Origin of the sequence: Enterococcus sp. DIV1283b, from assembly GCF_051710965.1 — a bacterium.
GTDB lineage: Bacteria > Bacillota > Bacilli > Lactobacillales > Enterococcaceae > Enterococcus_B > Enterococcus_B lactis.
On record NZ_JBIOLR010000003.1, the window covers coordinates 74,992 to 99,956 of the forward strand.

Consider the following 24,965-nt stretch of genomic DNA (forward strand, 5'->3'; position numbering starts at 1 on the left):
TCTTTTCTTTTCTTTTCTTTCTATTTAGTATTTTACGAGGGAAACTTCCCTCGTAAGTATTGTACGATTATGATCCCAAAAACAACGATTATGACATCTATATACACGTTGAAGAAAAAATCTGTTATAATTACTTAGTAATAGTAATTATAAATAAGCGACATCAATGATTAATCATTATCCTGTAATTGATAAGCGAAATATTTTTGTTCTTTTTGAGCAAGACCAAAGATTTCACCTATTTTTAAGTTTTTTGGTGAATAAAGTAGCTTAGGTATTTCAAACAAATTATTTTTTTTATCAGTAATTTGAATAGGTAATTGGATTTCTTTCCCATTCTCTGTTGAAAGAACTGCAATTTTTTTGTTCTGAAATAAGACGGTTACGATTTGGGTTTTCCCCAAAACTTGTATATCCGATCCTTGACAAGCTTTGACTTTAGCTAATGTAGGATAGCGATAATTAGATTTAATAACCGAAGAAGTAGTTTTAGCAGTTGTGTGATCAATTGTTTCTGTTTTCTTAGACAGAGAAAAAGCAATAACAAGTATAAATGTTAATCCGATACTTAGTAGTCCAATTATGAGGGATTTTTTTTCATAATAGATATCTCCATAATAAAATTGTTTTTTCAATGAATGAATAGAAGCAGAAACGACTTATTGTTGTTTCTGCTTTTTAGCTTGTAAACTTGCTGCATAGGTTTCTATTTCGTCTTTTAAATATAAGCGAATCAGTGTAGGCCCAGGTTCGTCTCCTATTTCAACAAAAGGTTTAATACGACCTAATTGAATAGCACGAGAAAACGCAGCATGGCTTTGACCAGTTATTTTTGAAGCTTGATTTCTATTAAGTAGATTTTCTTCGATCCATTTTTTCTGATCAATCAAATTATACATGAAAATACTCCTTTCAATAGGTGTTAATTTTAATATATCAGAAATCAAGAAAAAATTCAAAAAGATATAAAAATATAGTTGACTAAAAGGTGTTAACTTTGATACTATATTTTTGTGAATAAAACAAATAAATATTAAAAATGAAAGAAGGAATATAGAATGAAATTATTACGAGTATTTGCCATTGGAGCGACTATTGGTGGAGTTGCGTTAGCAACAGCTCACGAGAAAGTAGAAGCGGCAGAATGGACACCACGTTCAGTTGAAGCAATCAAAGCAGATGTTGCGAAATCTAATGGCAATTATACTATTGTTGAAGGTGACTATTTGTGGGGAATCAGCCAAGCAACAAACATTACTGTACAAAAATTAGCAGACATGAACAAAATTGCGAATGTAGATTTGATCTATGCAGGCAATAAACTAATTTTTAACGGAAATGTAGCAACTGTTCAGAATAACAAAGGAGAAACAGTTGCACAATCAGTGATTCAACCACAAGATAAAGTAGATTCAACTAAACCAGTGGGGCAACCAATAACTTCACAAGGAACAACAAGCAATAATTCAACAAATTCAGCAAGTCAAAACACAACAACACCTTTAATTGATAACACAGTAGCAGGTAACACACAAACTGGTGGTCAAACAACTGGCAATACTGGAACAACAACGCCAAGCACACCAGAAAACAATGGTGGTGCTACTCAAACACCAACACAACCAAGTCAACCAAATAATAATGGTAATCAAACTGGTTCAACAGGTGGAAATACTGGTGGAGGACAAACAATCCCTTCAACTCCAGGCAATAGTGGAAGTACGACAACCCCTTCACAACCTAGCAATAAACCAAGTGGAGGAAATACTGGTGGTTCCACAACAAATCCAAGCCAACCAACTACTCCTGAAAAACCAGTACAATATAAATATACTGTTTGGTACTATGCTTACGACGGAAAAGATCCTCAATATAATATTGAAAAAGGGCAACATGTATTTGACACAGAAGCAGAAGCTACGACATGGATTGACAATTACGCAGATAATTGCCCAGTAAGTGGAACATGGGGAGTAATGTCTTGGGAAGTAAAACAATAATTTATTAGTAAAGTAAAACTCACAAAGATCTTTTTGTGGGTTTTTTATTTTTTAAGGAGATAACGAGAATAATGACACTGAATTATTACGCTTTCTATGGGTATTATTCATCATATTTGAGAGAGTTTATATAAAATTAATTTAATTTTGTTTTTAAGACGCTAAAAAATCTTTTTAGTGTCTTTTTTTTTATCAAATTTTTAGGAGGGAATTACTCAGTGAAAAAAGTAAGTTCTTTGTTTAAGAAGTTTATTCAATCTAATCCTATAATGATGGCATTCTTTTTAGTATGTAGTATGGTAGGGATTGGTTTTGGAAGTGGAAATGTTCATGCGGCTGTGCCAAATGAATTTACCATGAAACCAGGAGAAACAGGAAATGTTTATTATGATACTAGTGACGTCTATATGATGTACGGAACGCGTAACGGACAACCTTGGAGCGATGTCACTGCACCAATGGCAGTAAAACCAGATGATGGTGGCACTGACATTATGACGTTTTGTGTTCAACCAGGTGTTCCATTTGTTTCTAGTAACAATCCTGGTTATCAAGCAGTTAGTGCCAATGATATTCCACACGATGCACAAGTTGCTTCAGCAATCTGGAACAATCCTATTTTAGGTATTTGTGGAGACACAAATGAAAATGACCGAATTGTAACACAGTCAGTTATTTGGGAGTTACTACCCTATGGTATTAAGGTAAATGATATTCCTCGTATTCCAAATTATGCGCAAAGAAAATCATTATTATATCAAAAAATTGCTGAATATAATCAATCCCCAGAATTTGATGGAAAGACAATTGAATTGACTTATGGTCAATCAAAAACATTAACATCTTCTGTTAACTTAAATTCATTTGAAACACAAGTTTCTAATTCAGCAAAGGTTAATTGGTCTATTGCTTCAGATGGAAAATCTGTGACAGTAACTCCAACTGATCCAAATGTCCAAAGTGGGAAAATTTCATATAAGCGTTCATATATGGAAGGAACTCCTATTGCGTTGGAGAAACAAGGATCTCAACGTGTTGTTCTTGCTTCAATTAAAGACCCTGGGAAATATGTAGTTAACTTTAAAATCAACACATTTGGAGAATTTCAAATTAAAAAAATTGATAAAGAAACAGGAAATCCAGTACCAGGAACACGTTTCAAATTAGAATACAGTAATCTTCCAAACAGTGTTGCAGGCCCTGTTATTCCTACACAAACAGAAGTGGTGACAGATCAAAATGGCTTATCACCAAAAATCAAAGCATTGAATGGGGTACATGTGAAAGCAACAGAAGTATTTGTTCCAAATCCATATGTGCTGGGATCTGCAATCGGCGATTCTGACGTAGTGGAAGGCGATATTGTCGCAGGACAAACGATTACTCTGACACAACGTAATAAAAAGGCAACGGGACAAATCATTGTCGAAAAATCAGGTGTAGAATCTGGCAAAGATATGTGGAATGGTAACTATTCTTTAGCAGGGAATGTCTTTGAAGTTAGAAAAGATAGTCCAACAGGAGAAGTTATTCGTACGATTACAACAGAAGAAACTGGTCATGCAGAGACGGCTAAAGATTTAGAATTAGGTACTTATTGGGTAGTTGAAAAGACAGCTTCTAACGGTTTCGCCAATACATTTAAACCAGTAGAGGTAAAAATCGAATATGCAGATCAAACTACTGCGGTTATTATAAAAAATACTGAAGGCACGAACCAAGAAGTAACTGGATCAACAGTATTAACGAAAGAAGACGTTGAAACTGGTTCAGAAACACAAGGACGTGCAACATTTGATGGTGCGCAATATGGCTTATTCCATGAAGACGGTACTCCTGTGAAATGGTCTGATAACTTTAAACCAACTACTTCTAAAGGAAATAAATTAGAAGGCGACGAAGTGAAATTTGAATTGTCTGATGAAGAACAACAAGCAAGCGTTGAACATTTGGCACTAGGTAAATATTATTGGCAAGGTGCGACACGTTTCCCTATAAGTGCTTAGCACGAAATGGGAGAACTAATTTTAAATCATTAGTGATAACTAATTATTCGACAACTGGAATGAAAGTCGTCATGTTGACTGAAACAGTTGGTCTAATACTCCTACATGCGTTTATGTATAACAGTACATAAGGGTGTGAAGCTAGGTGAAGACGGCAGAACAATACCTAAGTGAAATAGTTCATTCATATGGTAAAGGATATGCCGGGACGCTAAAAACTATCTATGGTGAGAATGTTCTAAATAAACTGACGAACTCGCGAATGTACGAGTCTAAAAGTAGACGTGCTTGAAAAGGCATAAGGTTGCGGTTGCAACGAGTGTCACCGAAGAGTAAAACTCTTGCCTTATGAAATTCGGGATAGAAAACAACGATTCTATAGCAACACTCAGGCTTATAGTGAGCACCTAAGGATAGATGTACAGCTAGAATAATTGGAACGTGGAAAGCGAGAACTATTTATTAACGACTGTTATCGGAATAGTGGATATAAGGTAAATAGCTGAAATTCCTTTATTCTCGTGAGAGTAGGGGCATAGTACTGAAGAAATCTCTAATAAAGGTGGAGGGATAGCCCTAAGTCTTTCAATAATAAAACACCTCGTTTGACCGAGGTGCTTCTATTTTAAGAATCTGCTATAAAGGCAAAAATTAAAATGCCTATTACAAGGGTTGCTAGGATAAAATTGATATAGGTAGAGAGTGTAATAATTCCAGCGATACCACTCAGTAATCCAATACCACTTCCTGCAATCGCCCAACTAGACATATAATTAGCCATTCTAGGAATACAATTTTTTAGAAGTAGGAAAGCGATAAAAAGCAAAATGATACTAATGATCAATGCTTTCGATCCAGCTATTCCTTTTTCAAAAATATTCATAGAAGCAAATTCACTAGGTGTAGGAAGCATTATTTTCACCTCCTTACATCAAGATATTTTTATTATAAAATATCTTGAAATAGAAGACAAAAATTGAAAGATAGAGCGCCGTATGAAGCGAAAGTTTCATGTACGGTGTGGAGCAGGGGAAAAGTTGGAGAGCGAACGATTATTGTTAAATCAAATAATAGACAATCAAAGACTTACCTATTGCTATAAACAAAAGCGCCAGAAGGTTATCAAATCGACAATACAAAACGTGAATTTGAAGTTACTTACAAAGATCAAGATACACAAGTGATTGCAACAGAATCTATTTCTAAAGAGAATGTGATCAAATTTACTCTTGATGGATTTAAGTATGTAAAATCTCAGAGTGGTTCAACTCAAAGTGGTTACAACGGTATTGAGTTGAAACTAACACCAATTGAACCAACAAAAGGAGAAGCACGTACTGTTAAAACAGAAACAGATGCTAATGGTTACGATGGTTATTGGAATTTTGAAGGAGTACCATATGGTGACTATGATTTAGAAGAAGTAAAAGCACCAGAGGGGTATGAATTAATTACACCATTAACTATCCGTTCTTCATTTGATGAAGAAAATCGTGAGTATACATTTACTATTACTGAAAAAGGCTCTAAAGAACCTTTAAAAGTGGTGACAAAAACGGAACAAGAAATTAATGAAGGCTCAAATGTCATTCATTTAAGTAAATTGTTCTTGGTAGACGAACATGCTCGTGTTCCTGAACCTCCGGAAATTACCACTTTATTTACAACATTAGAAGGTGAACAAACTTTTAATCCAACAGTGGATCAAAAGTTGATTGATAAAGTTGAAAATAAATTTGATAAACTAGATGTAGGAAAAACATTCTATTATGTGACACAATTCCATAAGATTGATAAAGATGGAAAAGATACTGTAATTGATACAGTAGAATCCCAACATAAAGTAGAAAATGAAGTATTTAGTTTTAATGTAGAGCATGAATATAAAGCTAATACATTGAAACATGGTGAAAAAATAGTTGCGACACATATTGTTTATTCGGATAAGGAACATACAGACGAGTATGCTCGTCATTTTGACTTGAACAATGAAAAACAAACGTTAGAAGCAGTAACACCTGGTATGCCAACAATCGAAACACTATTTTTAACAAGAGACGGTAGTAAAACATTCGATCCAACGGTTGATCATGAATTAATCGATGAAGTAAAAGCTACTGTACCTAAAGAAGACATTGGAAAAACATTCTACTATGTAACACAATTTTACAAAATTGATAAGGATGGAAAGGTCACAGTAGTAGGTACAGACGAATCAGAACATAAAGCAGACGAAATGTCATATGAGTTCAAAGCGATCTATAATTATAAAGCAAATATGTTGAAAGACGGAGAAAAATTAGTTGCGACCCATATTGCGTATACTGACAAAGAACACAACAATGAGTATGCAAAACACTTTGATTTGAATAACTCTAAACAAACATTAACTGCTAAAACACCTACTAAACCAGTTGTTCCAAAACAAAGATTACCTAAAACTGGAGAAATCTTGAATAATAAGCTTATATTATTAGGTTTGATTATTCTGTTTTCCATTGGTGTTGTAGTGTTTGTTCGTCGTAAGTCATATAAATAGACTATGAAACAATAGGTACAGAGTGTAATAATTCCAGTAATACCACTCAGTAACCTAATATCACTTCCTGCAATCGATCAACTAGATATATTTTTAGAAGTAGGAATAAAAAAATAAAACAGAGATAGCCGAAATTGGCTATCTCTATTTTTAGAGTGTTTGATACTTCATATAAGGAAATATTTGAGTTTGTGAAAGAGCGTAATAGGAAATGTTTAAAAAGATAAAGTGGTGATAATGGTGTTTTTGATTCGTTGGTTACTTGGTTTAGCTTTTTGGTGTTTTTTCATGCATGTGATTTTCAAAATATACGATGGGATTTATTATGTTTTGTTTGATTCTAGTTATGATTTGCTAGATAGAGGTTTTTATTCGTTATTATTATTGCTTGTTTTTTTAATAGCATGTTTCATTTACAAGAAAGTGATGAGAATGATTTTTCAAAATGATAGATAGAAAAGAAAGGATGAAAGATAATGTGTTTTCATATGGGGAAGATTATTTGTAAACCAAAACAATTATTTATAAAACCTCGTTTTGATAATTACAAATTATCAAATTGTAATGTCAATGTAATGACAAAAGAATGGGTGAGTAACTCTTCCAAGGAGGATGAGAAAAATGTTTTCTAAATTTCTGAACAATTATAATAAGAAGAAACAAGTTAGAAATCGATTCAAAAATATACATGAAAAATGTTACTTGGACATTAACAAAATGAAGAAGAATTCTATAAATCATGTTGATCAATCAAAGAAAATGAAAAAAAGCGATTATTTTATACAAGAAGACGCTTCAAACTTTCTTATTCTACCTGAATCAAGAAATCCTAAATGTGGAATAATACACGATTATTGTGAAAACAATTGAGTATTTTTGCCAAAAATAGCTTAAAAAAAGGAGGTTTCTCATGGAGATAGTACAATGTGAATATTACAGAGAGCGATCATCAAATCATCTATACAAAGCAATTGGTAACCAGCCATTGCCTGATGAATACAAGGATAAGGAAAGTGAGGAATTTTATAAAGATTATTACTATTTTTTTGGTGCGACACGTTTCCTAATAAGTGCGTAGCACGAAATAGGAACATTAATCCATGTAAGGACTAATGATAACTAATTATTCAACAGTTGGAATGAAAGCCGTCATGTTGGCTGAAACAACTGGTCTAATACTCCTACATGCGTCAATGTGTATCAGCACATCGGGGTGTGAAGCTAGGTGAAGACGGCAGAACAATACCTAAGTGAAGTAGCTGATTCATACGGTAAAGGATATGCCGGGACGCTATAAACTATCTATGGTGAGAATGTTTTTAACGGAAAACTGACGAACTCGCGAATGTACGGGTCTAAAAAATAGACGTATTCGAAAGAATATAAGGTTGTGTGCGCAACGAGTATCACCGACGAGTAAAAGTCAAAGATATGAAAATCGGGATAGAAGACAATGATTCTATAGTAATACTCAGGCTTAAAGTGAGCACCTAAAGATAGATGAACAGCTAGAATAATTGGAACGTGGAAAGCAAGAAACACCCATAATGACTGATATCAGGGTGGTGGATATAAAGCAAATGCTGAAATTCTTTCGTTCTTGCGAGAGTAGGGGCACAGTACCTAAGAAACCACGATAACAAGTGGTGGAGGGATAGCCCCAAGACTAGAATTTTGACAAGTGAATACAGTTAAATGAAACTCACAGGGTCTGGTAAGAGGATGGGAATAATCAATATAGGAGATTAAACCATCGGTGAGTGCAGAGAAACTAAAATATATTGAGTACTATAATATGCAATCGACTTTTGATTGGTTGTTTAAGAAAAGCACCGAAGGAAGAACTAAAGGAATCGATTTGTATGAAATAATCACATCTAAGCAAAATATTCTTCTTGCTTATAGAATGATTAAATCAAATCAGGGGTCCAAAACAGCGGGAACAGACGAATTAACGATTGATAATTTTAAATTCGTCAATGCAGAAAAATTTGTGGGATATATTAGAAAGGAACTGAGTTCCTATACACCACAAGCTGTAAAACGAGTTGAGATACCAAAACCTAATGGAAAAATGCGACCTTTAGGAATCCCTACAATGAGAGACAGAATTATTCAACAGATGTTCAAGCAGGTTCTTGAACCAATCTGTGAAGCTAAGTTCTATAAGCATTCTTATGGCTTTCGTCCAAACAGGTCAACTGAACATGCCATTGCTAGATGTAATCTTCTTGCACATCGATGCCATTGTCATTACGTGATAGATATTGATATAAAAGGATTTTTCGACAATGTTAATCATACAAAATTGTTGAAGCAACTCTTTACTATTGGTGTTACAGATAAAAGAGTCCTAGCGATAATATCTAAAATGTTAAAAGCGCCGGTTGACAAATTAGGTGTCCAGTATAAGGGATGTCCCCAGGGCGGGATATTAAGTCCATTACTATCGAACGTGGTACTAAACTCGTTAGATTGGTGGATCGCCAATCAATGGGAAAACTTTGAAAGTAAATATCGATACTCGAATGCAAATAACCTCTATCGAGCTCTAAAAACAACCAGATTAAAAGAAATGCATATTGTAAGATATGCAGATGACTTCAAAATATATACAAACAGTCCTCGCAACGCCATAAAGATATTCCATGCGGTACGTGGGTACATTCACAACGAATTAAAACTTGAAATATCAATGGAAAAATCGAGGATAACCAATCTTAGGAAAAGATATTCCGAATTCTTAGGTTTTGAATTAAGGGTGCAAAAACACCGTGAAAAATACAAAACAATCTCAAGAGTTTCAAGGAAATCACTAAAAAGGTTGAAAAAAGAAGTTAAGAATAGGATAAAACTGATACAAGAAAACCCGGCAAAATCGAATATAATTAAATATAATTCGTTTGTTCGAGGTATTCAAAATTATTACTGCAAAGCGACTTTAATAAATAAAGACTTTGCGGAACTATACTATTCCTGCTTACCAACAATGTATAATCGGTTACTTCCTTTCGGAAAATATGAAAAACCAAGGAGTCCACCATTAGCATACAGGAATTTATACAGCACAACTCAGAGAACTTTTATTATCAAAGGGTTGTACTTGTTTCCTATTTGCCAAATAAAATGGAAAAAGCTTAGTTACTTTAAACCTGAAGTAAACAACTTTACTCCAAATGGGAGACTATCCTTGATAAAAGCGCAAAAACTAACCATTCAAACAGAGATAATCAAAATGAGTTATTCGGCTCTAAATAGTTCGAGCATAGAATATTCCGACAATAAATTGTCCAAGTATTCAATGCAGAGAGGTAAATGTGCAGTCACAAAGCAATTTCTGACTGCAGAGGCCGCCCACTGCCATCATATTGTTCCAAAGGAGTATGGCAAAAATGACTCGTTTGATAATTTAATTATTGTACATGAATGGGTACACAAATTAATCCATGCGACTAGAAAGGAAACGATTGGAATGTACTTGGATTTAGTAAAACCAAATGCAAAAGCATTGGAAAGAATTAACAAGCTACGTAAACACTGTAATTTAACTGAAATTCACTAATAAAAGAACTAGTTGGAACGCCGTATGAGGTGAAAGTCTCACGTACGGTGTGGAGCAGGGGAAAAGTTGGAGAATGACATGCTTATTATTTGCAAAAATAAACAACTTTCAAAGACTTACCTATTGCTATTGGTTGATCCAAAAGAAACTGATCTAAAAAAGCTGATGTTTCTTGATTATGTAGACACTAAAAAATTAGATTTAGTTCCTGCTACAAAAAAGGAAGTAGAGTTCTATAAATCTGTAGAACACATACTTCAGTATCAAGAAGTGCAAATGTTATAGAAAGATTCTATGTAAATCATAAAAATTTTTTGAAAAAAATGTGAAGTTACTTTATTGTTGAAATATTTTGATTAGAATGAAGGAGGATAACTATCATGGATTTTCTTTAGATATATCCATTGTTTGTTTATTGCAGAAAAAGAAGTATATGTTCCTCGATTACCAGATTATTAGTGGGTTCAAATTCGACAAAAAATTCCTGCAGAAATTATATCGAATGAAGGAAAGGAAGAAAATTTGTAGATGAAAAAAACGAGTAAATTATTGTCTGCTTTATTGTTATTAGGTCAAGTTGTTGGCTATACTCCATCCGTCTTAGCAGACGAAGAACAACCAACTGTAGCGACAGAACAATCAACGACAGTAAATATAGATCATTCTACAACAGATAGTACAGATACAACTAAGGAAGAAACCACAACAGATTCTTCCATTGAACAACCTGAGCAAAAACCAAGTGAATCAACCGATCAAACGACAGATAGTTCACAAACAACAGAATCTAAACCAGAAACAACTACTCCTGGTACGACAGACTCTAGTCAGCCAGAAAATAATACGCAAGAATCTACTCAGCCTTCAGAAACGAAGCCTGTGGAACAGCCAACCACAAAACCAAGTGAATCAGTGAATCAAGAAGTGAAACAACCAACAAAATCTGCGGAAGTCACTCCTTCACATACATTTGAGACGCAGCCTTCAGCCACTGGACAAAATGCGCAACCAAAAGCAGAAACAAAGACACAAGCTCAACCAACTGTGCAAGAAGAGTTAAAAACTTATCATCAAGCACCAACTTCGCCAATCCAAGAATTAGTACCTTCTAGTAAACAGGATAACGAAGGAAACATTCATTTTGAAAAAAATGAGTCCGTAGAGAGCTTTATCCGAAAAATCAGCGAATCTGCTAGAAAAGTAGGACAGGAGAACGATTTATACGCTTCTGTCATGATTGCGCAAGCCATTTTAGAATCGGCTAGCGGTCAAAGTCAGTTAGCCCAAGCGCCAAATTACAATTTATTTGGAATCAAAGGCACACATAACGGAAAAGGTGTCTCTTTTGCGACACAAGAAGATTTAGGTAATGGAACGCTTTATACTACTCAAGCAACTTTTAGACAGTATGAGAACTACGAGGATAGCTTAAATGACTATGCACAGCTGCTTAAAGAAGGTTTGACTGGTAATAGTCAATTTTATAGTGGTGTATGGAAAACAAACGCAAAAACTTATCAAGAAGCAACCAAATTCTTAACTGGCAGATATGCAACGGATACGAAATATAATCAAAAATTAAATGGTTTGATTGAGACATATCATTTAACGGACTACGATAAGGAAGTCGCAGGACCGCAATTAAGTAAAGAAGGATATATTGTACCAGTGAAGAACTATACGATTTCTAGTCCGTTTGGTACTCGTGGGGGAGAATTTCATCGAGGAATCGATTTAGCCGCTGCACAAGGCGAGCCAATCTATGCTAGCAAGGCAGGAACGGTTATTAAAGCAGAGTTTCACCCCTCATGGGGCAATTATGTAGCCATCGGACATGAAGACGGTACAACGGCTTTATATGCGCATCAACAAGAATATCAAGTCAAAATGGGCGATAAAGTAAAACAAGGGCAGATTATTGGTTATGTTGGCTCTACTGGGAACAGTACAGGTAGTCATTTGCATTTTGAACTTTGTTTAGATCATAGTTTAAGCCAATCACAATTAGTTGATCCAGAAACAGTCTTATTCTAAGGAATAAGGCTGTTTTTTTAGGAGGAATAACATGCGGTTATATATTGTTCAAAAATTTTTTGATAACGAATATCTTGAAGACTATATTATCTTTTATGACAACGACATGATGCTTCAGTATTTAAGAGAGGTTAATCAATCTAGTTTCTTTACTTATAGAGGAATAGATGTTGAGCCACTTTTTGAAGATATAGGAAAAACTTTTTTTGATCCTCATAAAAGTATTTCAGAACTTTTTGATGAGTTTAGAAAAAATATTAAGCCGGAATATCAATTTTTGGCACAAGAGTTGTTTTATAGATCCTGTCCTTTTGTTATAAAAAATAAAATCTTTATTTAAATAAATTAAGGTGGGTGATTCAAAAATAAGAGAAGGAGGTATTCATATGCTATTTTGTACAGGTCTATTTGTAGGTGCTATGTTTGGAATAGGAATAATGACACTATTCATTGCAGGAAAACAAGAAGAGCAACAATTTAAAAGAGAATAAAAAACAGATTTATCTAATTTTTAGGGGGCAGTTTTATATTGGAAAACCAAAAATCAAATTTATATCCTGTGAAGGATTTATTATTAGAGGAAAAAGATTACAATTTTTATGCTTATAGTAAAGACATTATCAAATCTAGAGTCTCAAGAAAACTGAGAAAGAAAAAGAGTGGAATAATTGAAACAGAGTATTGTTATTGTTTACCTGACAATGCCATTAAGAATCAACTAAACTATCAAAAACAACTACCCAATGCTAGATATATTAAGAACTTATGTATTTTGGATGATCGAAAAAATATCATTCAAGAAGTTCCTATTTTGAGAGTAATTCAATCTCGAAGTGGAGCTTTAAATTTTGGAATTGATCGCCAGGCTTTTACGGAAAAAATGAAGGAAAATGGAAATATCTCAATTCAATAAACTTGGTCATCCCATTCGATTAGCAGATTATGTGGATGAATATGTTTATCATATTAAATACATCTTAGAAAAAATGACATTTGTAGAGTTAACAGATTCATCGATTCAAAAGATGTTAAAAATGGAAAAGATTCGCGCAGAAACAGTATGGTATATGTATTATGAAACAAATTTTCGCGCACCAGACTATCATTTTTTACAAAATGAGCTGATTAATTTTGGTTTTTGCCGGTTATCTTTTTTTGAACAAGTCACACAAGAAGAAGGGAGAGATTTTATTAGCGTTGATAATTTTGTTTATTGTTATATTTTGCGGTTAAGAGAAGAAAAATGGCTTTCTTCTCTTTTTTTTGACCCCAAAGACCTGCATTTTATCGAACGCTACGCGAAGAAAAAAGCAAGAGATTATTTTTTTGAACGAAATCAGTATATGGAAGGATATGAGTGCTTTTGTATTTCCAGGAATCCATATATGCAACGGTTAGGATATAAACAACTAAAAAAAGGTTTTTGGTCTGATCCGTTGATTTGTCAATATGTCAAAAAGGGGATGAAGCCAGTGAAAGAATAAACTGGTCAAGAATAAAAAAGAGGAGTGTAGTAAATGATTATTATTTCAGGGATTATTTTATTGATTATTGGCACATGTTTAGGTTATCAAGTTGCTTATTTCCCTAAGTTTAAAGAATTACAACAAAGGCGTGCCATACAAGATTATTTCAATCTAAAATCCAATGATTATACGTACTTTTATGAGGGAATGGAAGATTCCTACATTTTAAGTATGGAAAATCAAGAATATCGAATTAAATTCTCAATGAATAATCCGATCAAGGTAGTTTATGCAGTGGAATTAGAAATGAGTAGTGACGAAATGGTGGAATAAAAATGATCATTGAATTTTTACAAACAAATGGGGTGGAGCTTCCATTAAATCAAAAGATGGATTTAGATAAAGGTTTTGTCCAACTAAAACGTCAGAATGAGGAATTGCTTGCCCGATCAGAAATTGGCTGGTGTAGCTTTGCTATCTATGCAGAAGGTCAAGAAATACCTGCCTATGAAGGTGAATTTGATTTCCCTGTTCAAGACTTTCATTTAGTTCGAATGATTGAAGAGAATTTTAAAAAAGAAAATGAAATTGACAGTCAAGTACAAGCATTTTTAGAGGTTTTGAATCATAGTTTACCGAAATACTATCGTTTAAAACCAGAAAAAAATGTGAAGCAAGTAAAAGAGAAGAAGATTAGGAAAGTTTCTCAAAAAGAATCAAGAGAGATACCAGTAAAAATGGAACGTACCATTCAAGAAGTACCTAAAAAGAGTCAGAAAAAATGGTTTCTTATTTCTACTATTTTAATAAGTGGAATTTTATTTGCTCAAACGACCTATTTCTCAATAAAAATGAATCAGTCGACACAAGAAATTGTTCAACTTCATGATCAACTAGAAACAATGAAAGAAAATTTGGATTCTCAAGGACAATTAGATACTTTTTGTCGGTATTTTTTAACGAACTTTTATTCTAAAGAATCTGATAAAGAAGTCTATCAAGAAAAAAATAAAGTCTTTTTATCAAATCAGCTGATTGATCAAATTTCACCAAACGAAACACCAGTAAAATCCATTTTATCGTGGAGTATACAGTCAAATAAACAACAGTGGATCGTTTCTTACGTGATTTCCTTAGAAGAAAATGAAGGAAAGCAAGTCACTAAAAAAGTGACTTTTACGTTGAAAAAAAAGAATAAACAGTATCAGGTCACTCAGCTTCCAGAGTTAGAAAATTTTGAAATCAATTCGTAGAAAAGAGGAAAATAACATGAAAAAAATGATTTTAAGTACATTATTTAGTGTGACTTTATTAATGGGAACAACAGGAACTTTTGCGGATACGATCACTCCAGAAGAACCAACAACACCCCCTAGTGGAGAAGTGACTCCACCAACGGATGGAGGAGATCAGCCAACTGACCCAGTTCTTCCACCAAATATAGGAGATAGTGGCACAGGAGGAGATACTGGGACAACGACGCCACCAGATACAGGAGACAGTGGTACAGGTGGAGGAGATACTGGCACACCAACGCCACCAGATACAGGGGATAGCGGTACAGGTGGAGGAGACACCGGCATACCAACGCCACCAGATACAGGAGATAGTGGCACAGGAGGAGATACTGGGACAACAACCCCGCCAGATACAGGAGACACCGGCACAACGACCCCACCAGATACAGGAAATACTGGTGCAACTACTCCCCCAACTAATGGGAATAGTGGTGGACAAACAACGACACCTCCAACAACAAACGTAGGAATCAATTCTGATGGAACGATCAATCAATCTGGAAATGCGATACAGACAACGCCTATTCAAACAAACAATGTTAATGAGTTAACACACATTCCTACAGCTTCTACACCGGTTGAAACAGATACAGGAGAAAAAATCGTCTCTGTGATCGATGGCGTACCTTATAAGCAAACAGAACAAGGATTGACACCTGTTGCAGCGAAAGTAACAAAATTACCAAGTGGAAATATTGCGGTTAAAGGATCTGATGGGCAAGTGAAAGTGTTGCCAAAAACTGGTGAAAAAGCAATATCTGCTATAGTAACGTTAATAGGAGGTATTTTAACTTCTACTAGTGGTTGGTTCTTCTGGAAAAAACGTCGAGTGTGAATAAATCGATGAAAAAGAAAAAAATATTGATTTTGTGCGGGCTGAATCTTTTGCCCGTACTTCTTTTTATTGGCTTTTTTTTCATTTTATTGGTTAGTCTTACGACCTTATCTGAAGATGAATCGGTAGATTGTTCGGCATTAGTTGAAACACCTGCAGCTAATATTGTTGCTACAAATCAAGGTTCAGAAAAAAATGGGCTACAAATTGCGACGGAAATTAAAAAGAAATTTCCAACCACCCCACAAGGTCTTGCAGGAATGCTTGGAAATTTTGAACAGGAATCCAGAAATATGCCTACAGCAATTGAGCGTCCGAATGATCCCTTATCTGGACATGGGATTGCTCAATGGACGGCAGGAAGAACAACGAATTTGATGAATTTTGCCAAATCAAAAGGAAAAGACTGGTCAGATTTGGGCTTACAAATTGAGTTTTTGATTCACGAATTAGAAACAACAGAAAAAGCAGCACAAGCAGCTTTAAAAGCTTCAACTGTCGAAGAAGGTACAGCACAATGGCAAAAATTATTTGAACGTGCTGGTGATCCAATGATGGGCAATCGATTGAATTATGCCAATCAATGGTATGCCAAGTTGAGTTCAAACGATCCAATTGCACAAGTTACTCTAAGTAACGGTGCAACAGCAGGGCAACAAGATGAAATCGAGGCATGTATGAATGGAACTACTAATTCCAGTGCAGACGGAAACATTTTAAAAATAGCTAAGAGTTGGCTAGGATGGTTTCACTATGATCAGATACATCCTGCTCCAGATTTAGGAACAGACTTAAAGAATCCTAATAAAAATGGAAGAACTGACTGCTCTGGCTTTGTTTGGCTAGTTTTAAATAAAGCAGGGTATAAAGTACCTGCAAATATGCAATGGTTCACTGGATCAATGGCAAGTGATGCAAGAGGGGCAAAGCAATATTTACAAGAAGTATCTCCATCCGATGCCAAGGCAGGAGACATAGTAATAGTAAATTTGGGTTCAGGTGCTGGAAATGATGGACATACGGCTATACTGTCAGAAGATTGGCACGGATTAACGACTAAAATCGTTGAACAAGGTGGTATGAATCACAATGGCGTGGGAGAAGGACAAGTGGATCTATCTTTCGGCTATTTGTTGAATGGGGGAGATATTTGTTTGGCTCGTCCAATAAAAAAATGAAAGGATTTTTATATGAAAATAAAAAATTGGCTTGTTTTTTCAAGTATTTTACTTGTTTTAGTCGGCTTAGGTGGCTATTGGTTTGTTCATGAAAAAAAAGCTCTTTCTCAAGAACAAATGTCTTTAAAACAACAAAAACAAGCATTCAATGAACAAAAAAGTGATCAAAAGCAAGTCATTAGTGAATTACGTTCGTCGATTCAAAAGTTAGAAAAAGAAAAGTCAGTATTAAAAGAAGCGAATGAGGTACTAAAAAATAATGATGCTTCCGAAAAAGGAAATCTTCAACAATTTAATGAAATCGTAGGAAAGGCATTTCATGCTTTATTTGATTATGATCCAAATACTTTTTCAGAGAGAAAGCAGGCATGTGAACCTTATCTATCGAAAGATTTGATGGATCAATATTTCAAGGAAGATAAATATTATGGCGATTCTAATGGTGTTTCCTCAGAATTAGAAGCATGTACACTTTATACTAAAAGTGTACAAAGCAATGAGTTAAAGGGGTTAGTTGTTGTAGAATATCAGAATAAAATTGGGAACAGTTCATGGAACAAGGCAATGAACGTCTTTCAAGTGACATACAATCTTTCGTCAAAGAAACTAATTGCGATTCAAAATTTAGGTAGTAGCTTTAATGGCTCACTTTTAGAATAATTTAGAGAGTAGGGAAAATATGGAAATTTCTTCAAACAATTATCAAACTGAAGAAACAATTGAGAAAAAGAAAACAATTAATCCTCAAATTCCAAGATTTGAACATTATCGTCCATCGATACAATTAGCATTGTTTGTATTATGGCGTATTCATCAAAAGCAGTATCAAGTTGGCTCACGAATCTTTTATGAGGAAGTGAAGGATGCACTTAGTAGCAACAAACGTACCTATAGTTTGACTGCTTATAAAGAAGCACTGGCATTTTTGGAGGGAGCAGGTGCAGTAGTTAATGAAGTAGTGATTATTGAAAAAGTACCGAGTTCTTTGATACAACGGTACAAAATCGGACATGAGTAAAACAAAATTCAATCCAGAATTTGTCCAAAGTAAAGTAACGAAACAATCGAAAAAAACAAGAAAAAAGATTTCGTTTGGAGCGATATTTTCTAAAAAAAAGCCAGAACAATCCAGCCGAACGATTCAATTTTCAAGAAAAAGCGCGATGAGTATTTTCTCAGGCGTTTTTTTCTTTTTGTTTTTTGTCATGGGATTCGTGCTCCTCCTAAATTTTGGACGAATTGATACGTTGACTCGGATAGCAGCCAAAAAGCAAGTCAATCCGGAGGTATTGTTAACGCAAGTCAACCAAGGATTATCCAATACGGAACAAATGAAATATGAAGGAACAAAATTTGTTGAAAAACTTTTTGATTTGAATAAAGAGAAGATGGAGGAATGGGAAAATAATCTGTCTCCCTATTTATCTCAAGGACTAAATGCTTCAGATTTAGGGTTTTCCTCTACCACTTATTCAAGGGAAGCAAAACAAATTTCTTTTATCAAATCAGAAACATTGAATGAAGCAGAGGCTATGTATCGTTTATTTTATGATGTGACGTTTACAGAAGGAAATCAATGGAAAGACTGTCAAATTTCGTTTCCAGTAAGTTTTAAAGAACAAGAATTAAAACTACTTGATTCCATTGAATTTCTAAATTTACAAGCAACTGAAAGTAAAAATCATGTCACCTATCGTTCAGAAAGATTTCTAGCAAAAGGGACAAATGTTTCAGATAATGAAAAGCTAAAAATGGAAGAATTCTTAAAAAAATTCTTTGAATTATATGTCAGAAATGACGAAAAGTTGGCATTGATTGCCAGTGTGAATGGTTTAGAAGGTGGAACGTTTAATCATATGCAATTGGAGCATATTGTTCAAACGAAAGAAGGAAACTATGTGGCTCAAGGGAACTATACGTTTAGCTTCCAAAAAGATAGTTCTTTTACTTCTCAATTCACAGCAAATATCAAACCAAGTAGCGATAGCTACTTTGTCACTAAATTTAATGAATAGGGGAATAAAGAAATGAAAATATTTGATATAAAATCATTATTTGACGGAGTGTCTACACAAGTGATTTGGTTGTTAGCACTTGTCGCAATTGTAATGGCTGTTTGTGCATATGCCACACAAGGTTTTGCGAGATCTGCATTTACCATTATAGGCGTGTTTCTTTTAATCATGTTAATTCTTTTGTTATCTAATGCAACAGAAATTGGACAATGGTTGAAAGACCAGATTTGGATTGGTGGTGATGGTACAGTTCAAACCATCTTGCCATTCAGTCGATTGATGTAGTGAAAAGAGAACTATCAGGAGCTTGATGCTTCTGATAGTTAATTTTTAGATTGGGAAGTGTTGATGATGGAATATAACTATACAAAGGAATTTAAACAACCTCACAAAATATATGGAATTGGTGATCGTAAAATTCCATTTCTTAGTAATGGTGTACGATTGGAACAAATTGTTGTATTTGGTGTTTTTTTGGTAATTTTAGGTATCTTTTTTCTTTTTGGGTTACTTAGTGGAAATGGATTTTTGCATACCCTAGTCACTAAGTCTTGGATTTTGATGATTGCAGGAGTGGGTGTCATAGTTTGGACACTCTTTTCATTAAAGTGGGACAATAAAAATTTTATTGATTATCTCATTGGTAGAGGAACATACTTCAGTAAACGAAACAATCGTTATGAACATGGGTTATATGTTCCTCTTTTTCGTAAAAAAGTAACTTATTCGAATGCAAAGAAGAAAAAATTATAAATAAGATTCCTTTTTATTTACTTTACTTAAAAGTGATCCGTTTTTTTCAGGATTTTGAAATCTTAGTAAGAGAAAGGAGTGATCTATATATTGTTTAAAAAGCAAGAACCACAGTTACAATTTCCAGTAGAGACCATTATTCGTAATTTTCTTTTTACGACGTCACAAGATGTATGGGTGGGATATAAGCTTGTTCCTCAAGGATTTCCTTTAAACGATCTGGAATTTTTTGAAAAATATATTGAAGATGGCAAAGGAATGTTTGAACACGATCAATATGAGTATCATCTAGTCAATATTCCTAATTACTTTGATATCGAAGAACATATTGAGAGAACAATCAAAGAAACAGTCAAAGGAGATTTTTCAGATTTAGGTGAAATCTATTTCCGCCAAGCAGGAAAAATTTTAAAAGATGAAGTACAAATGAATGAATATGAAACGTATTTATTTGTACGATTTACGACGGTTGTTCAAGTCGCCGATCCTTTAGAATATCTGAATTTGTTAAAAGACATTGGAAAACGTCTCATGTATAAAATGACGGCACAACATGTGCCAGTTACCAGTGTACCTATTGCTTATGATCGTATGGAAAAACAATTATTTCATGATTTATCGAACTATAAAGAAATTGAACGTTTAACTCCACAAATGATGGGGCGTATTTTTTATTATCTTTTTCATAGGTCGGATAGTCGGATTCCAGAGCGAGAGTTATCGCCTATTGAAATGACGGAAGGGGTCATTTCAAATGAGAATGGCTATTTAGTAGTGGAACAAATTGATAAAAAACATTATTCCATTTTTGTTAGTTTGATCGAGTTACCAATGGCGATGTTTGGCAGTGGTTTTGTGCAGAATTTACAAGATAGTCTTTCTTTTCCGATTGAAACACATGCTCGTCTTTCCTTTAATCATGAAAAAGCAGATTTGCGAAGGATTGGAAAAATGGCGAATCGTATTTACGAACAAGATAAGGAACAAGGTCAAATTGACGGCATTTTAGATGAAGACGATGTATTGGCATTTGGTACAGAACGTCTTCAAGATTTGAAAAGAAAGTTAAAAGACAAAGATACTCGACTTTGCCAGCTATCGTTGACCTTTGTTTTATCAGCGACTTCAAAAGAAGTCGTAGAACAACGAATGAAAGATCTCGAATTTGCTTTAGATGGGACAGATTATAAGATTTATCGTTCGGTTGCGGATCAACTGACTCTTTTTAATCAGTGTCTGATTGGTAGTAATCGTACTTTTCGGAGTTATGACCAAATCGTGACAACAGGATTAGTCGCAGACTTAGGGTTTGATTTGAAAAAAGAAATTGGAAATATTATTGGGATTCCTTTAGGAAGAATCATTACTTCTAAAAAATATCATTCTGTCAAAGAAGCGTTGGCACTGTCTAGTAAAATTATTTGGTATTACCCTAATTTAACAAAAAAATACATTGAAGGGGCGATCCATACCAACGGAAATACGTTGATTATTGGTCCACCAGGTCAAGGGAAATCTGTTTTAGTCAAATATATCTTTTTGTGGTTGACCTTTTTAGGACAAAAGATTCTCTATATTGATCCTAAAAACGAAACAGAATTATTTTTCTCAAAAGCATTAGAAAAATATGGGCATATTCCTGAATTTTTAGAGTTATATCGTCGAATCAATTTTATTTCTCTGTCTGAAGATGACTCTTGTCGAGGTATGCTTGATCCACTCCTATTCTTACCAAGAGAACAAGCGATTCAGACGGCAAAAAGTATTTTAGAATTATTAGGAGAGGTAGACAAAAACCCCACAACATCCGGACAAAAGAAACGAACCATACAAAATGCGATTGTGACAGTTTTAGATAGCATGAGACGAAATCATTTGACGAATGTGATTGAGGAAATACGGAAAACAGACGTTGAATTGGCAGATTTGTTAGATGGACATCAAGTCGGACTAGGGAAGATTCTTCTAGGAAATGATCAAAGTCAGCCAATTGATCTTTCTTCTCAAATCAATGTTCTTGGTACACAAGGGCTACAAATACCTACACAAAAAGAAATTGATGCAGGTCGATTAAAACCAGAACAGATTGCTGGTATGGCGATTATGGAAGTCATTATGAAGTTTACGTATGTGTTTTCAACGAACAAAGAAGAAGACGCAGCAATCATATTTGACGAAGCCAAGGGATTCGAAGATACTGCGCAGGGACAATTCCTCATTGACGATAGTTTACGAAAGGGACGAGCAAACGGAACGGATATTATTGCCGTTACACAGGCGTTTATGGATTATGATCGTGAAGATAAGAAAGAATTGATTTCTTATAAATTTGCATTTCGTCCAAAACAAAAAGAAGCACGTAAAAAGGTATTAGGTTTCTTTGACATGGAAGCAAATGAAGCCAATTTGGAAATGATCAATCAATTGAAAGCGGGAACTTGTCTGTTTCAAGATCATAAAGGACGTAATCAACCAATTGCCATTGATGTTTTATTTGATAGTTGGATGTTAGCTATTTCCTCAACCAATAACCAAGACAAAGAAACACAAGCAGCTTTAGCAATCGAACAGCATTAGAAATAAAATCGAATAAGTTTTGAGGTGATCACTTGAAAAAAAGGTCATTGATAGGAGTACTCCTGATTATGGGGTGCTTTTTTTTATGGAAAACGCCCCTAACTAGTTATGCAGATCAATACAATGATGGGGTGGGTGTGACAGAAACAAATGAAGCCGAAAAAAAGGACGAGGTGAAAGAAAATCCGGTTACTACGGATGTAGATAAAATTTATGATACTTATAAGGATAATTCTTTTGAATTATTGACAAAAGAAAAGGAAGGGCATTTCTTAGGAAAAATCCCTGCAGCAATTGCAAATGTATCTGGAGTAATCAAAAGCTTTGTTTGGAGTGGAGTCAAAATGATTGGGAGTTTTAATGCTTCTATGGTTGAATTCCTATTTGATATGGACGTAGTATCCAATATTAGAGATTCCGTTCAAAAATTCACTTCAAATATTGCGACGAATATGCTAGGAATTGCCGGAACAATTGGGATTAGCTTTACTGCAATCGTTATGTTTGTAAAATTTGCTGGTGAAGGACAATTCAAAAAGTCGCTTTTTGTGTTTCTGATGACTATTTTAATATTTACAGGTCTTGTTTTTCTAAAAGATCCAAAAGCAAATAATCAATTATTTGACACATTTTTCTCGTTAGATTCTGCTGTTGAAACGGCTTTTCTAAAAACAACGCCTGTTTTAACAACAGAAGAAGAGGAAAAATATAATAATGCTTCAGAAAATGAAGAAGAAATAGCAGATAAGAAATTAACAACCGCAGGAGAAACGATTGCCGCCAGAGTATTCTATAGTAATGTTTATGAACCGTATTTATTGTTAAATTATGGCACAACGGATGTAAATGAAATAAGGAAACAAAAAATTGCTTACAAGAATAAAGATTATGATCGAATTAATCTTCTTTTAGACAATGATGTAGATACTAGTAACGGAGAGAAAATCCATGAGAAAGCTACAGAGTATGAAGCAGATAAGCTAAAAAATAAGAATATTCAATATTATAATAATTGGACAAATGTGGGATATGCGTTCTTTTATTTAGTGGTCAATCTGTTACAAACAATCGTTTATTTTGTTTTAGCAATGTTTAGAATCATTACAGGCGTTATGCAAGTCTTTCTAATTCCGCTATTTCCAATTCTTTTGTTCATTAGCTTATTTAAAACAGAGCTAAATGCATTTTACAATTATGCGAAAGCTTTTGGGATATTGACTGCTCTAAAAAGCATGGCGGGATTTGCTTGTATTTTATTCACCTCATTTTTAAGCTTTGGGTTCCAGCTCAGCGTAAAAGAACATGATCCATGGAAGAAAATTATGATTATTCTGGTTTATTTACTTGCACCTTTAGGCATTTACTTTTTCCGAACCTTCTTAGGTAGTCTCTTTACTGGTCGAATAACTGCCAGAAACGCGTTAGCTTTTGCGACGAACCCATTCAGTACGGAACGCCGTATGCGACGTGCTGCAAAAGAACAACAAAAAGAACGAAGAGAACAAGCGAAAAAGCGTCGTCAAGAGGAAAAAGAACAGAAGAAACGCACCCAACAAGAGCAAAGAAACAAGGGAAAAACTGGAGAAAATATCAAACAGCCCAAGAATATCCAAGGTCAAAAACGAAGTATGTATCGACGAGAAGCCTCTTCTACGTCCAATCAGCCTAGACATAAAGCACCAGGAACAATGGATAAAATGGTTCAAAAAGCGAATGATTTACATGAACGATCTAGAGAAGTAGATCAACAAGAACAAGCTCAACTTCAAGCTCAACGTGTTCGTAGACCATTTGATAAGGGGGCAGAGGAAGTCCGTCATTTATTACGGAAGGAAAACCAAGGTTCAGATGATCTAAAATCACGTTCTAAAGCAGAAGAGATAGGTAGCCCTTATCGTTATCGTCCTTCAGGCATGACTGTTGTTCCTCTTATATCAAAAATGAGAAGACAAGGTGAAAAAGTCAAACATATGCCACGAACGAATGTAAAAGATCGAAAACGAAGAAATGGACAATCCAGTCATAAACGGAGACAACAATATAGCAATACTACAGATAAAAACAATATAGAAGTTCGCCAAAAACAAAGAAATGGTAAGCAGCAAAGACCAAACAAGACAACGAGACAGATTCCAGGTCAAAAACAACGATTGACTGTGCCAACCTCGATTCATCGAGAAAGCCAAACAAGGCAACGTGTAGGTAATCAAGGGGGAGGTATTCGTCGTCCCGCAAGTGTTCGTAATCAAATGGCACGTGTGGATCGTGTCACGAAACAAATGACTCCTATTTCTGTACCGAAAAATTCAACCAAACAGGCAAAAGTACCTAATATGCCTAAAGATCCTGTATCACGCACAGAACGACGCCAAATGAAACGACCAACCAAATCTCCTAAATCCGAATCAAACGATTTAAACCGTACAAAAATACGGCGAGAAATAAAACCAAGAAAGAAAGGATGAACATTCAATGATGAAACAACCCAATTCTAATAATATTTTTGAACGAACGTTTTCAACCCAAAAAGTAGAAGAGAAAAAAATGTCTCGCTATCAACAATTGATGTTAATCGGGGTTCTTTTTGGGGTACTGTTGTACCCCTTTTTAATTGCAGGGATTGTTCCATTAGCAGTTGTGTTTTCTATCAATAAAAAGGATAAGCAGGAACATGTATACGATTTTGATTACGAGAGCTTCTT

25 protein-coding genes and 1 pseudogene are annotated in these 24,965 nt (G+C 34.6%); 23 read left to right on the plus strand and 3 right to left on the minus strand.

Annotated features, from left to right (window positions below):
* Positions 1 to 170: 170 nt before the first annotated feature.
* Together IGJ53_RS15715 and IGJ53_RS15720 are read right to left on the minus strand one after the other, a co-directional pair.
* Positions 171 to 635: a hypothetical protein gene (locus IGJ53_RS15715; protein ID WP_207189165.1), complete on the minus strand. Its 465-nt coding sequence runs from the start codon at positions 633 to 635 to the stop codon at positions 171 to 173.
* A 24-nt stretch (positions 636 to 659) separates the two neighbouring features.
* Positions 660 to 899, minus strand: coding sequence for a hypothetical protein (locus IGJ53_RS15720; protein WP_201065446.1), 240 nt, complete (start codon positions 897 to 899; stop codon positions 660 to 662).
* 159 nt (positions 900 to 1,058) lie between these two features.
* Between IGJ53_RS15720 and IGJ53_RS15725 the strand changes: the two genes are divergently transcribed.
* Together IGJ53_RS15725 and IGJ53_RS15730 are read left to right on the plus strand one after the other, a co-directional pair.
* Positions 1,059 to 2,000, plus strand: coding sequence for a LysM peptidoglycan-binding domain-containing protein (locus IGJ53_RS15725; protein WP_438750795.1), 942 nt, complete (start codon positions 1,059 to 1,061; stop codon positions 1,998 to 2,000).
* A 218-nt stretch (positions 2,001 to 2,218) separates the two neighbouring features.
* Entirely contained in the window at positions 2,219 to 4,006 is a 1,788-nt protein-coding gene (locus tag IGJ53_RS15730; RefSeq protein ID WP_438750797.1) for a SpaA isopeptide-forming pilin-related protein, read from the plus strand.
* A gap of 625 nt (positions 4,007 to 4,631) precedes the next feature.
* Here the strand turns inward: IGJ53_RS15730 and IGJ53_RS15735 are convergent.
* Entirely contained in the window at positions 4,632 to 4,919 is a 288-nt protein-coding gene (locus IGJ53_RS15735; protein ID WP_201065552.1) for a hypothetical protein, read from the minus strand.
* 267 nt (positions 4,920 to 5,186) lie between these two features.
* Here IGJ53_RS15735 and IGJ53_RS15740 point away from each other — a divergent pair, with 267 nt between their 5' ends.
* From IGJ53_RS15740 to IGJ53_RS15840, 21 genes and pseudogenes are all read left to right on the plus strand, one after another.
* The gene (locus IGJ53_RS15740; protein ID WP_438750800.1) at positions 5,187 to 6,545 is read left to right on the plus strand and encodes a SpaA isopeptide-forming pilin-related protein; all 1,359 of its coding nucleotides are present in this window, start codon (positions 5,187 to 5,189) and stop codon (positions 6,543 to 6,545) included.
* A 910-nt stretch (positions 6,546 to 7,455) separates the two neighbouring features.
* Entirely contained in the window at positions 7,456 to 7,623 is a 168-nt protein-coding gene (locus IGJ53_RS15745; RefSeq protein ID WP_201065510.1) for a hypothetical protein, read from the plus strand.
* 678 nt (positions 7,624 to 8,301) lie between these two features.
* Entirely contained in the window at positions 8,302 to 10,107 is a 1,806-nt protein-coding gene (gene ltrA, locus IGJ53_RS15750; RefSeq protein WP_438749841.1) for a group II intron reverse transcriptase/maturase, read from the plus strand.
* Between the two features lie 66 nt (positions 10,108 to 10,173).
* Positions 10,174 to 10,392: a hypothetical protein gene (locus IGJ53_RS15755; protein WP_201065513.1), complete on the plus strand. Its 219-nt coding sequence runs from the start codon at positions 10,174 to 10,176 to the stop codon at positions 10,390 to 10,392.
* Positions 10,393 to 10,635: 243 nt separating this feature from the next.
* Positions 10,636 to 12,141 carry a glucosaminidase domain-containing protein gene (locus tag IGJ53_RS15760; RefSeq protein ID WP_438750803.1) on the plus strand — a complete coding sequence of 502 codons (1,506 nt, stop codon included), beginning with the start codon at positions 10,636 to 10,638 and terminating at the stop codon, positions 12,139 to 12,141.
* 31 nt (positions 12,142 to 12,172) lie between these two features.
* Positions 12,173 to 12,481, plus strand: a complete 309-nt coding sequence (locus IGJ53_RS15765) for a hypothetical protein (RefSeq protein ID WP_201064813.1) — start codon at positions 12,173 to 12,175, stop codon at positions 12,479 to 12,481.
* A gap of 46 nt (positions 12,482 to 12,527) precedes the next feature.
* A complete protein-coding gene (locus IGJ53_RS15770) occupies positions 12,528 to 12,632 on the plus strand; it encodes a DUF3789 domain-containing protein (protein ID WP_201064815.1) in 105 nt (34 codons plus the stop codon).
* 38 nt (positions 12,633 to 12,670) lie between these two features.
* A complete protein-coding gene (locus tag IGJ53_RS15775; protein ID WP_438750805.1) occupies positions 12,671 to 13,054 on the plus strand; it encodes a hypothetical protein in 384 nt (127 codons plus the stop codon).
* Entirely contained in the window at positions 13,032 to 13,625 is a 594-nt protein-coding gene (locus IGJ53_RS15780; RefSeq protein ID WP_201064819.1) for a hypothetical protein, read from the plus strand. Before IGJ53_RS15775 ends, IGJ53_RS15780 begins: the two co-directional genes overlap by 23 nt.
* Before the next feature lie 33 nt (positions 13,626 to 13,658).
* Complete coding sequence (locus IGJ53_RS15785) at positions 13,659 to 13,940, plus strand: hypothetical protein (RefSeq protein ID WP_201064822.1); 282 nt, start codon at positions 13,659 to 13,661, stop codon at positions 13,938 to 13,940.
* Between the two features lie 2 nt (positions 13,941 to 13,942).
* Positions 13,943 to 14,860, plus strand: coding sequence for a hypothetical protein (locus tag IGJ53_RS15790; RefSeq protein ID WP_438750807.1), 918 nt, complete (start codon positions 13,943 to 13,945; stop codon positions 14,858 to 14,860).
* 16 nt (positions 14,861 to 14,876) lie between these two features.
* The gene (locus tag IGJ53_RS15795) at positions 14,877 to 15,740 is read left to right on the plus strand and encodes an LPXTG cell wall anchor domain-containing protein (RefSeq protein WP_438750809.1); all 864 of its coding nucleotides are present in this window, start codon (positions 14,877 to 14,879) and stop codon (positions 15,738 to 15,740) included.
* A gap of 8 nt (positions 15,741 to 15,748) precedes the next feature.
* Entirely contained in the window at positions 15,749 to 16,918 is a 1,170-nt protein-coding gene (locus IGJ53_RS15800) for a phage tail tip lysozyme (protein WP_259742306.1), read from the plus strand.
* Between the two features lie 12 nt (positions 16,919 to 16,930).
* Positions 16,931 to 17,578 (plus strand): hypothetical protein, encoded by a 648-nt coding sequence (locus tag IGJ53_RS15805; RefSeq protein ID WP_259742307.1) that lies wholly within the window; start codon positions 16,931 to 16,933, stop codon positions 17,576 to 17,578.
* A 19-nt stretch (positions 17,579 to 17,597) separates the two neighbouring features.
* The gene (locus tag IGJ53_RS15810; RefSeq protein WP_259742308.1) at positions 17,598 to 17,936 is read left to right on the plus strand and encodes a hypothetical protein; all 339 of its coding nucleotides are present in this window, start codon (positions 17,598 to 17,600) and stop codon (positions 17,934 to 17,936) included.
* A complete protein-coding gene (locus IGJ53_RS15815) occupies positions 17,929 to 18,933 on the plus strand; it encodes a conjugal transfer protein (protein ID WP_438750812.1) in 1,005 nt (334 codons plus the stop codon). The genes IGJ53_RS15810 and IGJ53_RS15815 overlap by 8 nt, the downstream gene beginning before the upstream one ends.
* Before the next feature lie 12 nt (positions 18,934 to 18,945).
* Positions 18,946 to 19,218: a hypothetical protein gene (locus IGJ53_RS15820; RefSeq protein WP_201064843.1), complete on the plus strand. Its 273-nt coding sequence runs from the start codon at positions 18,946 to 18,948 to the stop codon at positions 19,216 to 19,218.
* Positions 19,219 to 19,284: 66 nt separating this feature from the next.
* Entirely contained in the window at positions 19,285 to 19,686 is a 402-nt protein-coding gene (locus IGJ53_RS15825) for a conjugal transfer protein (protein ID WP_259742310.1), read from the plus strand.
* Positions 19,687 to 19,773: 87 nt separating this feature from the next.
* Positions 19,774 to 22,263, plus strand: coding sequence for an ATP-binding protein (locus tag IGJ53_RS15830; protein WP_438750819.1), 2,490 nt, complete (start codon positions 19,774 to 19,776; stop codon positions 22,261 to 22,263).
* Positions 22,264 to 22,331: 68 nt separating this feature from the next.
* Positions 22,332 to 24,728: a hypothetical protein gene (locus IGJ53_RS15835; RefSeq protein WP_438750814.1), complete on the plus strand. Its 2,397-nt coding sequence runs from the start codon at positions 22,332 to 22,334 to the stop codon at positions 24,726 to 24,728.
* 7 nt (positions 24,729 to 24,735) lie between these two features.
* Positions 24,736 to 24,965 (plus strand): annotated as a pseudogene (locus IGJ53_RS15840) (type VI secretion protein); the annotation flags it as partial.